Source organism: Polaromonas hydrogenivorans, from assembly GCF_040105105.1.
Classification (GTDB): domain Bacteria; phylum Pseudomonadota; class Gammaproteobacteria; order Burkholderiales; family Burkholderiaceae_C; genus Polaromonas; species Polaromonas hydrogenivorans.
On the sequence record NZ_CP157678.1, the window covers coordinates 59,788 to 74,548 of the forward strand.

At 57.6% G+C, this 14,761-nt stretch carries 10 protein-coding genes and 1 pseudogene; 9 read left to right on the forward strand and 2 right to left on the reverse strand.

What is annotated here, in order from left to right; translation table 11 throughout:
- Positions 1–24 precede the first annotated feature (24 nt).
- Genes ABLV49_RS24125 through ABLV49_RS24145 form a run of 5 tightly spaced genes read left to right on the forward strand, consistent with a single transcriptional unit; the run spans position 25 to position 6,770 of the window.
- Positions 25–981 carry a fumarylacetoacetate hydrolase family protein gene (locus ABLV49_RS24125; protein WP_349283019.1) on the forward strand — a complete coding sequence of 319 codons (957 nt, stop codon included), beginning with the start codon at positions 25–27 and terminating at the stop codon, positions 979–981.
- Positions 978–1,997 carry an alcohol dehydrogenase catalytic domain-containing protein gene (locus tag ABLV49_RS24130; RefSeq protein ID WP_349283021.1) on the forward strand — a complete coding sequence of 340 codons (1,020 nt, stop codon included), beginning with the start codon at positions 978–980 and terminating at the stop codon, positions 1,995–1,997. The genes ABLV49_RS24125 and ABLV49_RS24130 overlap by 4 nt, the downstream gene beginning before the upstream one ends.
- 7 nt (positions 1,998–2,004) lie before the next feature.
- A complete protein-coding gene (locus tag ABLV49_RS24135; RefSeq protein ID WP_349283022.1) occupies positions 2,005–3,900 on the forward strand; it encodes an acyl-CoA synthetase in 1,896 nt (631 codons plus the stop codon).
- A complete protein-coding gene (locus ABLV49_RS24140; RefSeq protein WP_349283024.1) occupies positions 3,897–5,552 on the forward strand; it encodes a bifunctional 3-(3-hydroxy-phenyl)propionate/3-hydroxycinnamic acid hydroxylase in 1,656 nt (551 codons plus the stop codon). The genes ABLV49_RS24135 and ABLV49_RS24140 overlap by 4 nt, the downstream gene beginning before the upstream one ends.
- A 30-nt stretch (positions 5,553–5,582) precedes the next feature.
- Positions 5,583–6,770, forward strand: coding sequence for an OmpP1/FadL family transporter (locus tag ABLV49_RS24145; protein WP_349283026.1), 1,188 nt, complete (start codon positions 5,583–5,585; stop codon positions 6,768–6,770).
- Positions 6,771–7,127: 357 nt separating this feature from the next.
- Here ABLV49_RS24145 and ABLV49_RS24155 read toward each other — a convergent pair whose 3' ends face one another.
- On the reverse strand, positions 7,128–7,820 hold the full coding sequence (locus ABLV49_RS24155) for an IS6 family transposase (RefSeq protein ID WP_349283028.1): 693 nt from the start codon (positions 7,818–7,820) through the stop codon (positions 7,128–7,130).
- A 334-nt stretch (positions 7,821–8,154) separates the two neighbouring features.
- Between ABLV49_RS24155 and ABLV49_RS24160 the strand changes: the two genes are divergently transcribed.
- From ABLV49_RS24160 to ABLV49_RS24175, 4 genes and pseudogenes are all read left to right on the forward strand, one after another.
- Positions 8,155–10,902 carry a TM0106 family RecB-like putative nuclease gene (locus ABLV49_RS24160; protein ID WP_349283029.1) on the forward strand — a complete coding sequence of 916 codons (2,748 nt, stop codon included), beginning with the start codon at positions 8,155–8,157 and terminating at the stop codon, positions 10,900–10,902.
- Between the two features lie 399 nt (positions 10,903–11,301).
- Positions 11,302–12,434, forward strand: a protein-coding gene (locus ABLV49_RS24165; RefSeq protein ID WP_349281966.1) for an IS630 family transposase whose coding sequence is annotated in 2 segments (ribosomal slippage) — positions 11,302–11,734 and positions 11,734–12,434 — 1,134 coding nt in all. Because the reading frame shifts where the segments join, the coding sequence is not laid out codon by codon here.
- Between the two features lie 153 nt (positions 12,435–12,587).
- Entirely contained in the window at positions 12,588–12,836 is a 249-nt protein-coding gene (locus tag ABLV49_RS24170; protein ID WP_349283031.1) for a helix-turn-helix transcriptional regulator, read from the forward strand.
- Positions 12,833–14,025: pseudogene (locus ABLV49_RS24175) on the forward strand (type II toxin-antitoxin system HipA family toxin). The gene ABLV49_RS24170 and the pseudogene ABLV49_RS24175 overlap by 4 nt, the downstream one beginning before the upstream one ends.
- Positions 14,026–14,040: 15 nt before the next feature.
- Here ABLV49_RS24175 and ABLV49_RS24180 read toward each other — a convergent pair.
- On the reverse strand, positions 14,041–14,748 hold the full coding sequence (locus ABLV49_RS24180) for a metallophosphoesterase family protein (RefSeq protein ID WP_349283032.1): 708 nt from the start codon (positions 14,746–14,748) through the stop codon (positions 14,041–14,043).
- Positions 14,749–14,761 lie beyond the last annotated feature (13 nt).

Consider the following 14,761-nt stretch of genomic DNA (forward strand, 5'->3'; position numbering starts at 1 on the left):
CAGTTCAATTACGGAAAAACAGACATGGCACTCACACTTGTTCATTACACAGATGGAAAAACCGCGGGCTGGGGAGTGGTTTTTGACCGCCGCCTGGCGCCACTGGCGGCAGGCGCACTGACGACCGGCGAATTGATCGACCAACACTGGGATGACATCTGGACAAAAACACCGAATGACGCAAGCATTGCCTTGAGTTCGGTGAAGCTGCTATCGCCGGTTACGCGAAACCAGCAGTTCATCTGCCAAGGAACCAACTACGCCAGTCATGTGCGCGAATCAGGAATGGACCCTAAGTCCATTTCGTTCAATACGATCTTTACCAAAGCTTCCTCGTCAATCGTTGCAGCAGATGAGCCAGTCGCTCGCCCTGCCCATGTGGCGATGCTCGACTACGAGATTGAGTTAGGTCTGGTAATGCGGCGCTCCATACCGGCAGGAACCCAGGTCAAACCCGATGAATTGCACAAGTGGTTAGCGGGTCTGGTGATCGTGAACGATCTGTCAGCCCGTGATATTCAGCTGCCACAAGTACAGTTTTACAAGGGCAAGAGCTACCGAGGATTCGGCCCAGTCGGCCCCTACCTGCTGTTGCCCACTGCTGCGGAATGGAAGCGCTGGCCCGACTTGCATATGCGCCTGGCAGTGAATGGCCAGACCCGCCAGGACGCGTACGGCCGCGAAATGATTTATCAACCGGCACCCACGCTTACCGAGTTGGCGCAGCTGCAGGATCTTTTTGCTGGCGACCTGATCGCTACAGGCACGCCAGCAGGATGCGCGGCACGCGCACCGAGCAAAGCAGTCATGTTCATTTTCCGGCACTTTGTGAGTGATGCAGGCAAGTGGAAGCTCTTCATCAAAAAGAATGCCGCTAACCCGGCGTATCTTCGCCCCGGTGACCAGATATCCGCAACCATTCGAACCGACGACGGGGTGCTGGATTTGGGTGAACAAACTACAAAAATCGTACACCCATGAGTATCCATGGCAACAAGGCGGTCACATTTGACGAACTGGGGAAGCTTCGCTGGGCGGAATGCCCGGACACTCCCCTGCGCGCGGACGAAATTGAAGTCTCGGTTGGCCTGTCAACGGTTAACCCAATCGACGTGAAGCGCCGCCATGGCTATGGCCGAAGAGTGTTTCAACTCAAGGGCGCAAACGCCAAGAACCTGGCACTGGGCAATGACTTTGTCGGCACCATTTCAAAAATCGGAAGCGCAGTGGTTGATTTAAAGCCCGGAGATCGGGTCTTTGGCGTCAAGCCACCATCAAAGTACGGTCCCCACGCCCTGCGAGTCGTCGTCAAGCAAGAGCAGGCACTTAGGGCCGTCCCGGACTTGAGTGATGAACTATTAGTCACGCTCCCCTATAACACCTGCACTGTCTTACGCTCCTTTGAATCGATTGGACTCAACCCCCTGTCGGCCAAAGACAAGAAGATTTTGGTGTGCGGTGCAAGTGGCGGGTTGGGCAGCATTGCGCTTGGCTTACTTCGCCAGTGGGGGGCTGAAATCACGGCCGTCGCCCGCGCTGAAAACCACGCCCGGTGTTTGGCACAGGGTGCATGCGTCGTATGCACTGTCGAGGAACTCTCCGATCGGCAAGCCAGATTTGACGCTGTGCTGAACTTTGCGTCGTGGGAACTCGATTCCGTCTTGTGCAGCGCTTTGCGGTCAGGCGCAATGGGCTATGCCACCACGGTACACCCCTTGCTCTCACTTCTGGACGAAAAAGGATTGCTGCCAGGAGCCATTGCTGCCCTGCACAAACGCAGACAGTGTCGCAAAAATGTTCCACAAGGTGCCCGTTACGCATGGGCTCTGTTTAGTTTGAAAGCTGGAGATCTGCAATTAATGCAGGACTTCGCTCTCAGCGCACGTCCACAGCCACACATTGGCATACGCACTCCCATGCCCCAAGCCCATCTTGCATTCGCGCATGTGGAACAGATGCGCGCAGGGCGTGCCCTCCTCGCAAATATCACACATTGAGACCAACATGCCCACTCTACAACACACCATCAGAAGCATCGCAGACGTCAAGCGGCTGGAAAACTCAGGCCCGTGGCAGGCTCGTATTCCGGCGACAAACACCTACGATTTATTGCGACTGGCCTGCCACAAGTACGCCAGCAAAACAGCCCTGCAGTTTTTGACTTCCGGGAAAGCAGATGCACCCACACTCAAGCAAACCTACGCCGAGTTGATGCAGTCCGTTCACCGAACTGCCAACGCTTTGCATACGCTGGGTGTTACGCCTGCCACGCCGGTTGCCATACTGCTGCCCAATTTGCTGGAGACGCATTGGGCCCTTTGGGGTGCACAGGCAAGCGGCATTGCCAGCCCTATCAACCCGATGCTGGAAGCGGACTACATCGCCCGCATTTGCAACGAGACACGAGCCGAGGTTCTTATCGTCCTGGGGCCGCTGCCTGGCTCGGACATCTGGCCCAAAGCGGCCAAGGTGGTGCAAGCGGTACCCAGCATCCGCACAGTGATGGTGGTGACTCCCGAAAACCTGGGTACACCGGAACTCTCAAGCCTGGCGATAGAAGTGGGGCGTTCGGGGGTTGATGTCTGCGATTTTCATACCGCTTTGCGCGCTGCGGTACCTGACCGGCTGATGAGCGAAAGGGTGTTTTCGCAGAACGAACCCTGCGCCTATTTTCATACCGGTGGTACGACGGGCTACCCCAAGGTGGCAATCCACACCCATGCCAATGAAGCGTTCCTTGCCTGGGTACTCGAATCGCTTTTTGACCAAGACCAGGTTCTGCTCTGCGGCCTGCCGTTGTTCCATGTCAACGGGGCCATCGTCACAGGGCTGTCGGCCTTCCATTGCGGTTTTGAAGTGGTCATGCTGACCGCGGGTGGCTTTCGGACCCCGGGTGTTTTGGATAATTTTTGGGCGTTCGCCAACCGCTTCAAGGCCACCTCCTTTAGTGCGGTTCCGACCATCTACGCTGCGTTGACCCACAAGCCTTTGCCGCCCAAAGGGCTGCTGACCCTGAAGCGGGGCGTGTGTGGCGCTGCACCCTTGCCACCTCAAGTTGCCATCGAATTTGAAAGGGCCACGGGGCTGGGCATTTTTGAAGGTTATGGGCTTACCGAAGGAACCTGCGTGTCTGCTATCAACCCACTCTCGGGCGAAGCGAAATTAGGCACTGTCGGCATCCGCATCCCCTACCAGGATCTGCGCACCTTCAAAGTCGATTCCAATGGCAAAGCCATGGGCGAATCGGCACCTGGCGAAGTGGGTGTTGTCGGCATCCGTGGCCCCAATGTTTTTGGTGGCTATCTGCGTGCCAAAGACAACGACGGCATCTGGCTCGGCGATGGCTGGTTGAACACCGGCGACTTGGCATATCTGGATGCTGAAGAACGACTGGTGCTTTGTGGACGCGCCAAAGATTTGATCATTCGTGGTGGCCACAACATTGATCCGGCCATGATCGAGGATGCCCTCACGGCGCATCCGGCAATCGCCATGGCGGCGGCCGTTGGGGAACCGGATGCGCACGCAGGTGAAATACCGGTGGCGTACGTGATGCTCAAGCCATCACAAAGCATCGACGAGGCGGCCTTGGCAGCGCACGCCCGCAACACCATTCCCGAACGCGCTGCAGTGCCAGTACGTATTGAAGTGTTGCCGTTATTGCCCCTGACTGCAGTCGGAAAAATCTCCAAGCCCCATCTGCGCTTGCTCGCAACTCAACACGCCGTGTTACGGGCCTTGAACGATGCTGGATTGACAGGCGTCACCAGTGAGTCCGCTCTGAGTCCGGAGAAAGGCGTGGTGGTTCAGGTGACGTGCGCAGCAGGGCAACTCAACGCCGTGCAAGCCGCACTGGGACGCTTTAACTTGAATATGGAATGGAAGGAACTGACGGTATGAACATGCAATCCTTGAACGCCGATGGTGTGATGGAGGTCGATGTGCTGCTGGTGGGCCTGGGACCTGTTGGCGCAACATTAGCCAACCTGCTTGGGCGCTACGGTGTGAATGTTTTGGGCATCGACCAGGCCACGGAGATATTTATGGTACCCAGAGCCATTGCCCTTGACAACGAGGCCTTGCGCATTCTGCAAATGGCGGGTGTGCAGGAGCAGGATTTCGACAAAATTGCCATCCCCCAAGTTCAGATGTATTCCCCTCTGTTTGGGCGATTTGCGCGCATGAATACGGCGGGTCAAATTGATGGGCATCCGATGCTGGTGACCTTCTTTCAACCAGAACTGGAAGCGGTGCTCAGGCAGAAATTAGGACAATACGCCCATGTAAAGGTATCGCTGGGCACCAAGTTGGAGTCCTTTGAAGACAAGGGCTCCTTTGTGATAGCGCAGGTGCGTGATGGCTCGGGCGGGCGCATTCGCATAGCAGCAAAGTACCTTGTGGCCACCGATGGCGCCAATTCCATCGTGCGAAAAGCGTTGAAATTGGACTTCAAAGGCGAAACTTTTGGCCAGGACTGGCTGGTAGTGGATGCCAAGCAGGTTCCTAATCCCATAGACCACATCGAATTCTTGTGTGACCCCAAGCGGCCAGGACCGCGCATGGTGGCCCCGGGCGGACGGCAGCGCTGGGAGTTCATGCTGCAACCGGGTGAGTCGCGTGAAGAAATGGAAAAGCCGGAAACCGTCAAACGCTTGCTGGCACCCTGGGCCAACGCCGACGAGATTGAAATCGAGCGTACGGCGGTGTACCGCTTCCATGCGCGGGTTGCGGACCGCTTCTCGGTGGGACGCTGCTTTCTGGCGGGTGACGCCGCACACATCACGCCGCCGTTTGCCGGGCAAGGCCTGGTTGCTGGCTTGCGCGATGCTGCCAATCTGAGCTGGAAATTAGCGTGGGTGTTGCACGGTCAGGCCAGTCCCGCGATCCTTGAAAGCTACAACCAGGAGCGCCAGCCGCACGCCCGCGAGATCATTGGGCTGGCGCTGTTGATGGGTAACCTGGTGATGCCCGCCAATCGGCTCAAGGCATTCTTTGTCCACGGTTTTTTGAGTCTGATTCGTTTAGTCCCGGCAGGACGGGCGCTATTTGAAGATCTCAAAATCAAACCGCAAAACACCTTCAAGGCGGGGCTGTTCCTGCGCACCCGTTCCACGAAGAAACTGCTGGCAGGGTCAACTTTTCCGCAAGGCTTGGTTCGCAGGGCCGACAACGGGGAGATTGTTCTGAGCGACGAGATGCTGGGACAGACGTTGACGCTCGTGTCCTTTGGCAGTGACCCCTGCACTGCGTTGAACCCGCAGCTCCAACGGGAGTGGGCAAGCTATGGCGGCACCTGTCTGCAGTGGTGCATGCGAGGCCAGGGCTTGCACTTGGGTCCGGCGGAGCGACGCGTGGAAGCGCTGGATGACCTGCTCACCCGTCGCAGCATCCCGATGGGCTGGACGGCCATTGTCCGGCCGGACCGCACAGTCTTGTGCGAAGGCCCGTTCGAGCAAGCGGCTGAACTGGTCCATGAAACCGTGCGCTTGCTTGGAATGACGAACAGCACCACCAAACCAGACCCTTTCGCCACCTTATCCACCCAAAGCTAACGCCACTTTCATCACAAGGAAATATGCATCATGAACACACGCATCTCCCACGTCAAACCCAGCAAGCTGCTGGGCCTGCTTTGCGGCAGCATGACCCTTTTGTGCGGCAATGCAATGGCCGTCAACGGTGCCCAGTTGGGGGGCTATGGCATCAAAAACGCCATGATGGGGGGCGCCTCTATTGCCTTGCCGCTTGACGCAATGGCCGCCGCCAACAATCCGGCGGGAATGGCGTTTGTGCCCAACTCCTTCACGACAAACGTACAAGTTTTTCAAGGCAAGTCTTCTTCCGACTATGTGCTGCCCGGAAACCACCTCACCAATAGCACCAGAGCCTTCATCCCTGAGGGCGGCATCAATTGGGCGCTCAACCCGCAAGTAACACTGGGGCTTACGGCTACAGGGTCTGGCGTGGGTGCTGAGTACGGGGGAGCAGCATTGCCGGTGCCCGGCGCAAGCCATGCAAAGTCGAAATTGGAAAACATGGAAATCATTCCCAATGCAAGCTGGAAGCTCAGTCCGGACCTGGCCGTGGGTGCGGGACTGAATCTTGTCAGGCAGACGTTCAATGCAGAGGGCGTCATCGTGCCGACTCCTGCTGGCCTTTTTGAATTACCCAATCACGGCACCCAATCGGCAACAGGTGTGGGACTGCGCTTGGGCCTGCTCTGGAATGCCACGCCTGAGTTTTCGGTGGGCGCGACCTATAAGACGCGAACCCGCATGGGCAAGCTCGATGGCTATACCCATGATTTGCTGGCCTACAGCGATGGAAAGCTCGATGTGCCTGAACAATATGGCGTTGGCGTCGCCTGGAAACCGGCGCCCCACATCACGCTCGCTGCCGACTGGTTGAAAATTGTGTGGGGTGGTTTGAAAGCCATGCAGGATCCCAATGGTTTCAACTGGAAAAACCAGGCGATCGTGCGCATGGGCGTCGCCTGGGACGTGAATCCCACCTGGACCGTGCGGGCAGGTTTCAGCAAGAATCAAGGTCAAGTTCAGTCCGCCTATACGGTGCAAAACCTGTTGGCGCCCTCCATCCACAAGCACGCTTTTACAGCGGGTGCGTCCATGAAACTCGATGCAAGGTCTGAAATCAGTGCAGGTTTTGAGTTGAACCCAAGCACGACACTGAACGGAACAGCCGCGAGTACCGGAACGTCGCTGACCAGCAAGGTTTCCATTTTCATGTTGGGCTACCAACGCTCGTTTTGACGCAACGATTCAACTCCGGGATGCCATCAACGCCGCCCTGCCCAAGCAGAGCATCCTCAGGCACTCGGTGCGTATTTCAGCGCCGTATCTGCAATATGTGGCAATCGATGCTTGCTGGTTGGTCTATAGGCGCCATTGCGCAGGCAGCAATACCGGTTCGTGAAGCCTTGCGCCGGTTCACGGTTTCCGAGCGATGAAGATGTTGCGCGCTTGTCGTCCTTCCTCCATGAGCGCCACATCAATCTGCTGGGACGCTACTCCTTCGCAGTGCCCGAGGCAGTGACTCGAGGAGAACTGCGGGTTCTGTCGCGTTGCTGGCTGATGAACGTGTTTGGGGCGGGAACGCATGCCAGTTCCTCAGACGGGACGGATTTTTCCTGCCAACGCGTAAAACTGGTCGGCAAACGACCCTTCGTTGCCGCCCTTCATCATGAGCTGACCTTTTCGAATCATGTGCATCAACTCGATGCCAGCCAGGACATTTTTGGCTGATCGAAATGACTTGAAGTTCAGCATCGGCCTGGTGACGCGTTTGATGGCCCGATGGTCCTGCTCCACGATGTTGTTGAGATACTTCACTTGCCGCACGATGATCAATGTCTCGCCTCTGCCATTGATCTCATCTATGGCCGCCTTGTTGGTGCCGCTCTTGTCCATCGTGACCTTCTCGGGAACACCGTTAGCCTTCATGGCTTTGTCAAAGAAGCGCAGGGCTGCGGCCTTGTCGCGCCTAGCCGTCAACAGGAAGTCGACCGTCTTGCCTTCCTTGTCCACGGCCCGGTAAAGGTATTTCCAGACGCCTTTGACCTTGATATAGGTTTCGTCCATGCGCCAGCTGCCACCCACCGGGCGCTTGTGTTTGCGAAAGACTTTTTCAAGCAATGGAAGAAACCGGATCGCCCAGCGGTTGATCGAAGAATGGTCGACAAACACGCCTCTTTCCTGCATCATTTCCTCCAGGTGGCGATAGCTCAACGGATACGCTGCATACCAGCGAATGCACACCAGAATGACGTCGATTGGGAAGCGCATTCCTTTGGTCACCAGCATCTCCTTCAAACCTTTTCAGTCAAAGTGCTCAGCATAGACGAGCAAGCTGCTTGACCGTCAACGCGACAAAACCTCCGGACCGTTTTATTGACGAAACCTCATGCCTAATCGTGTTTTGTGAGTGACTGCAAAAGACTGACTGGCGTCGTACACGACTGACAGCTTACCGGTTGCCCAGTTCGACTCTGGTCAGAAACCGTATGAGGCATTCGGCAAGTGCCCATTGCGGGAGAAGAAGTTGGCAATGTCATTGCTGCTGCTAAGCGACGGAAAGCACCACAGGCGACTTCTGAGCTATATTTTGCTAGTTGGAACATTTACATGATTGGCAGTCATGGAAGCAAGTGATACCCTGCTCTCCGCCGCAATACTGAGGGCATTTCTCAAATGCCCGACGAAAGCTCGGTTTTTGGCGCTTGGCAAAAGCCCGCAAGAAACCTACTTTTCGGATGTTGAGGCGGGAATCTCCTCAACGTACAAGTCGAGGGCTTGGCGGATGCTGCACGACAGAGGAGAGTTGGTAGCACCCGCGACTTTCGAGCAGATCGCCGACGGCGACGGATCCGCGACGCGTTGGTTCGACTGCGACACGGCCGTCTGCGATCTTGCCCTTTCGCAGCGCGGATTGGCAGAGCCCCGTGCGCAGAAATCTGCTTCGGGCGGCCGTGTCGTTCCGGTCCTCTTTTCGCCCTGGGAGAAGCCGGTACTTTCGGACAGCCTGCTCGTTTCTTTCGGCGCACGCTCTTTGTCGCAGGCGACTCGGACCCAGGTAGAGACCGGCATTTTGGTCTACGGGGACAATCTTCGGCGCAAAACCATCCGGATTTCCGATCACGCTGCGCAGCTCAACCGCGTTTTCCGCGAGATAGGCTCCCTGCTCCCTGGCGGCCGGGATCCGCCGCTCGTCCTGAACGCGCATTGCTCGGTGTGCGACTTCTGGTCGAAGTGCCGCGGTGTCGCTATCGAACAAGACGATTTGAGCCTCCTGTCCGGGATGACTGTCAAGGATCGGAGCAGGGCTCTCGCCAAAGGCATCCTGACGATTTCGCAGCTCTCCTACGGTTATCGTCCAAGGCGGCGAAAACGCACTAAGCCGGACGCTGAGCGAGCAGCCCGATCGAATGATGCTGCGCATACCCGCCCGCCCGCAAAGCATGACAACAAACTCAAGGCGCTGGCGATAAAAAGTGGACGCATCCACGTCGTTGGGGCGCCCGCTATCAAATTGGAAGGGGTTCCGACCTTTATCGACGTCGAGGGCATGCCTGACAGGGACTCCTATTACCTTGTCGGGCTGCGTTTCGAATTCGTTGGAGGGCCGGCCGAGCACGCTTTCTGGGCCGACGGGCCAGAAGACGAGCAAGGCATGTGGGAGGACTGCCTGCGGACGCTCAAATCGATTGGAAACGCGCAACTCGTCCATTACGGTGCTTACGAGACGCGTTTTCTCAGGACCATGAAAAAGCGGTACAGCTCGGAGCCCGATGAGGCCGAATTCGTGGATCGTCTGATTGGATCGTCCATCAATCTCGTCGCATGTATTTACGGGAGCGTCTATTTCCCGACGTATTCAAATAGCCTCAAGGAGGTCGCCCGCCACCTCGGATACGACTGGGCCTGGCCGCACGCCTCCGGAGCCGCGTCTGTTTTGATGCGTAAGACATGGGAGCTCTCCGCAGTGAGCGACGTTAAGCCCCTGCTTTTGGCATATAACATGGACGACTGCCGGGCCGCCGCCGTGGTGGCAGACGCGCTGACGCGCATCTGCGCTGGAGGCCCATCTGCGCCCGATTCGGTCAACGTCGGATCGCTAGAAGTTGGATTCCAGCGGACGTTTGGTAAGTTTGACTCAGCACTACCCGAATTCTCCAAGATCAATGACGCAGCCTACTGGGACTACCAGCGGTCAAAGGTCTTTGTGCGTACAGATAAGAGCGTGCGGCGGACAGTCCGAAAATCAGAACGCCGCCGGAATATTTCAGGGGTCGAAAAGGAAATCACGATCGACGATACGCCGGCAAATTGCCCCAAATGCTCCTCGACAAAACTTTGGAAGTATCCTCCGAGAAGATCGAACATCGTCTACGACCTGAAGTTCTCACGTAAGGGGGTCAAACGCTGGGCGGTGAAATACCGCTATGGTCAATACAAGTGCAGCGAATGCCACGCTGAAATGACCTTTTATAAGAGGGAATTGATGTACGGTCCGAGTCTGCGTGCCTTCTTGGTCTATCTCTTGATCGAACTGCTACTCTCTAACCGAAAGGCGGCCGAGCACGCATCCCTACTGTTCGATCTACGTCTGGCCAAGAGCGCGGTGGGTCAAATTAAATCAGAGATGGCCGAGAAATACACACCGACCTACCAGCACATCCTGAAACAAATCGCTGGGGGAAACCTGATCCATGCTGACGAGACCAAGGGGGTCGTCTTGGGCGGAGGTCATTACGTGTGGGTGTTCGCGAACATGACGACGGTCGCATACGTCTATGCGGAGTCGAGGGAATCGGCCATCCTAGAAAACCTATTGGACGGGTTCAAAGGAGTGCTTGTCTCCGACTTTTACGCTGCATACGACTCGGTACCCTGCCCCCAACAGAAATGCCTTATTCACCTGATGCGCGACATCAACGAAGATCTGAATAGAAATCCGTTCAACGAGGAACTCAAAGCCATCGCCGGGCGCTTCGGCGCGCTGCTCCGCGAAATCGTCGAAACGGTCGATCGGTATGGATTAAAAGCCCGGCACTTGGGTAAGCACCGTAGATCGGCGGAAGGATTCATCGAACACGTCGCTGGGATGAATTGCACGACTGAGGTCGGGCTGGCGCTCAAAAAACGCATCGGAAGGAACAGTGACAAACTATTCACGTTCCTATCGTATGACGGTGTGCCGTGGAACAACAACAACGCAGAGCATGCCGTCCGAGCATTTACACGCCTGCGGAATGTCATCAACACGAGTTCCCCGAAAGGGACCCGCGATTACGCCACGCTGCTTAGCATCCAACAAACTCTGCGCTATCGAGGACACGCATTTTTGGAATTCATGAGATCGGGCGAGATGAAAATCCCAGAATAATTTTCAATTTTGGGAGGTGCGAGCCCACCTGAACCGGACACCCGATGACAGAGTTATTCTGCATGCCGAATGTCGGGTTGCGGTCACTCGCAGGTGTCCCTTTAATCAAGATAGTCGGCACAATGTTGGCGGACGACCTACTGATACCAATGTCGGGTATCGGGCGAGAAATTTTAGTTTCTGTAGACCCGCTTACGCTGCATTGCAGCCAGTGGTTCAATGCTGCAAACACTCCAGCTTGACATAACACCAGTCGTCATAGTCCCCCGCCCGGATCACCCGCCCGTCCAGGTCCGTGATGCCGCGCAGGCCCACACCCCGGGCCCTGCTGGGGCGGCGACGGTATGTCGAGCAGGTTCTAGTGTCGCGTCATGAGTAAATTGACGCAGACAATGAGGGATGGAACATTACAAAGTCACCTTGTCGGAGCAGGAAAGAGCCGAGTTGCAAGCCATCGCAGGCAAAGGCACGCACGCGGCGTCCAAGGTTATCAATGCCTTGATACTGCTCAACTGCGACCAGTCCGGGGAGCGCACCGAGCGGCCCCGCACCTGCGACATCGCGGCCATGCTGTGCGTGAGCGAGCGCAAGGTCGATCGGATCAAGAAGAAGTTTGTCCTCGAAGGCCTGGACCTGACCCTGAACCGCCAACCCTCGCAGTGCGAGTACGACCTGAAGATCGATGGCCGCCTGGAAGCACAGTTGCTGGCCCTGAGCTGCTCGGCGCCGCCCGAAGGCCAGGCCCGCTGGTCGCTGCGGCTGCTGGCCGATCGGTTGGTCGAGCTCGAATTGGTGGACAGCGTGTCTCATGAGACGGTACGGCGGGCGCTCAAAAAAACGAGCTCAAGCCCTGGAGGAAAGTCGGCTGGGTGATTGCCCCGCAGGCCAGCGCCGCATTCGTGGCCGCCATGGAAAAGGTGCTCGACATCTACAGCCGGCCCTACGATGCGAAGCACCCCGTGGTGTGCATGGATGAGACGCCCCGGCAGTTGATTCGCGAGACCCGCGAGCCCATTGCGGCGGCGCCCGGCCGGCCCGAGCGCCATGACTACGAATACGAACGCTGCGGCGTGTGCAACGTGTTCATGGCCAGCGAGCCGCTGGCCGGGCGGCGCCTGACCAAAGTCACAGAGCGCCGAACCAAACTGGACTGGGCCGTGTTTCTGCAGGACATCGCGGCCAGCTACCTTGACGCCGAGCGCATCACCCTGGTGATGGACAACCTGAACACGCACACGCCGGGCTCACTGTATGAGGCGTTTGCCCCCGAGCAGGCCAAGGCGCTGTGGGACCGCTTCGAGTTTGTCTACACACCCAAGCATGGCAGCTGGCTGAACATGGCCGAGATCGAGATCAACGTCATGGTGGGCCAGTGCCTGGACCGGCGCATCGACAGCATCGAGACGGTGCGAAGCGAAGTCGCTGCCTGGCAGAGCCGCCGCGACAATCTTCAGGCCAAAGTCAACTGGCAATTCACGACCAAGGATGCCCGCGTCAAGCTCAAACGGCTTTACCCGACAACTACCTCATGACGCGACACTAGTTTGAACCCCAAGGGACCCGCCTCAACGACCACCCCTGATCCTGGCCGACAAGCAGGCGGCGCGGGTGCGCAATACACTTTAATCATCAAAAATATGTATCGTATGCCATACTTTATTTATGACAAGTATTAAAATCGATACATGAATCAATCATTTCATCTGCAAAAGCTCGGTCAAGCCTTCAAAGCCATGCGCACGAACCGGGGTTTGACGCAAGAGGAATTGGCGCATCGGGCCGGGGTGACGCGGCTCAAGGTGATTGCCATCGAAGCAGGTCGCAGTTCGGTCGCCATCGAGAGTCACGCCAGGCTGGCCAGTGCCCTGGGCGCTGAATTGACCCTGCTGCCCCGCACCCGGCCCACTCTGGATGAACTGAAGGATTTTCAATGAGCGCCCAGCAGCTGCGTGTGACCACGCCCCAGGGGGATGCCGGTGAGTTAAGCCACGAGCAGAGCCGGTATTTGTTTGGCTACCAAACGGCCAATGCGGCAGCAGCCGTCAGCCTGACCATGCCAGTGCGCAAGGCGCAATACGGCTATGCCACTTTGCATCCCCTCTTCCAGATGAATTTGCCCGAGGGGTTTTTGCTTGAAGAGCTGCAAAACCGGCTGGCCAAAATCGTCAATCTGGAGCCCATGATGCTGCTGGCCCTGTCCGGCGGGCAGTCGCCCATTGGCCGCGTTGCAGTGCAGTCAGATTTTGTGAACCCCTTGGCCCGCCAACAGGGTCGTGGCGAGCGTTTGAACGAGATCCTGGCCTGGGATGGCACTGAAAATCTATTCGCCGAACTGGTGGACAAGTACATTTACCGCACCGGCATCTCTGGCGTGCAGCCCAAGGTGTTGGTGCCGCAGGCGATGGAGCCCATGCAATCCAAAGCCACGGTGCTCACGCCGGATCTGATCGTGAAAAGTGGCCGCGAGGAATACCCCGGTCTGGCGGCCAACGAGTTTGTCTGCATGAGTATCGCCAAGGAGTCAGGCCTGGTGGTGCCAGAGTTCCATTTGTCAAAAAACAAAGAGCTGTTCGTCATGCAGCGATTCGACCGCACGCCTGAGGGCACGCCCATCGGGTTTGAAGACATGGCGGTGCTGGCAGGATTTTCCTCGCGCGAGAAATACAAGACCAGCTACACCCATGTGGCAAAACTGGTCGAGGCTTTTGCCTCCGGCCCCCATGTCACGCGCTCTTTGCAGGCGCTGTTCGACATGGTAGCGCTGTCGTGCGTGGTGGGCAATGGCGATGCGCATTTGAAGAATTTTGGCATGCTCTACACCGACCCCACCACCAGCGACTGCCGACTGGCGCCGGCGTTTGATGTGGTCAACACCACGGCCTACATTCCAGAGGATGTATTGGCGCTGGACTTGTGCGGTCAAAAGTCATTTTTCTCAGCCCGGCAAGGGCTATTTTTGCCAAGGTCTGCCAGGTGGCTGATCCCCATGAGCGGTTGCAGCGCTTGATACTGACCGCAGAGTTTGTCATTGAGCGTGAAGCCGAGGTGGCGCAGTCCATACCGCATGTGGTGGCGGCGATCGCGCACTGCACGAACATGCTCAAAGAAGTTTTCTTTGACTAAATGTAGAGACTTGCATTACCGCCTGGCCTTGTCGTCATAGTCACCCGCCCGGATCACCCGCCCGTCCAGGTCCGTGATGCCGCGAAAGCCCACGCCCCGGGCCTGCACGCCCAGCGCGTGCCAGGTGCCTGAATAGTCCAGGCTGTCATGGTGGTGGCCGTGGAAGGATTTGTCCACCCCCAAGCTCCTGGCCAACGCATCAATCGCCGCGAAGCCGTGGGGATGGCTGCTCGGCGCCTCGTGGGTGACCAGCACCTCGGCGCGCTCTTTGGCCAGGCGCTCGACGTCGGCGGGAAAGATGGTGCTGCGGTGCTTGAGCGCTAAGCCGCCTCGCCAGCGGTTGCCCTTGCCGCCGCGTGCCACGAAGTCTTCCCGGGAGGTGAAGTGCGCGGGACCGGGCGGGGACCAGACGTTGCCGCGGAACACGCCGCCCAGGCCGGCGATGCGCACGCCGGCCACCGTCTCCACGCGCCCATGCAGGTTGCGCCCGGCCAGGCTGGAGCCGAACAGGTGGTCGTGGTCGGCTTCACTGTCGGTGTCGTGGTTGCCGTGGATCAGCCACACCTCGGTCCGGCCCAGAATCTCGGCCAGCTCGACTTCCAACGGGCGCGGGGCCTGCAGGTCACCCAGCAGCACGATGGCGTCGGGCTGGTGGTCATGGACCGCCTGGATGATGTGCGCGAAGCTGCCGTGCATGTCGCCGCAAAAGAAGATGCTGGCCATGCTTAGGATGCGG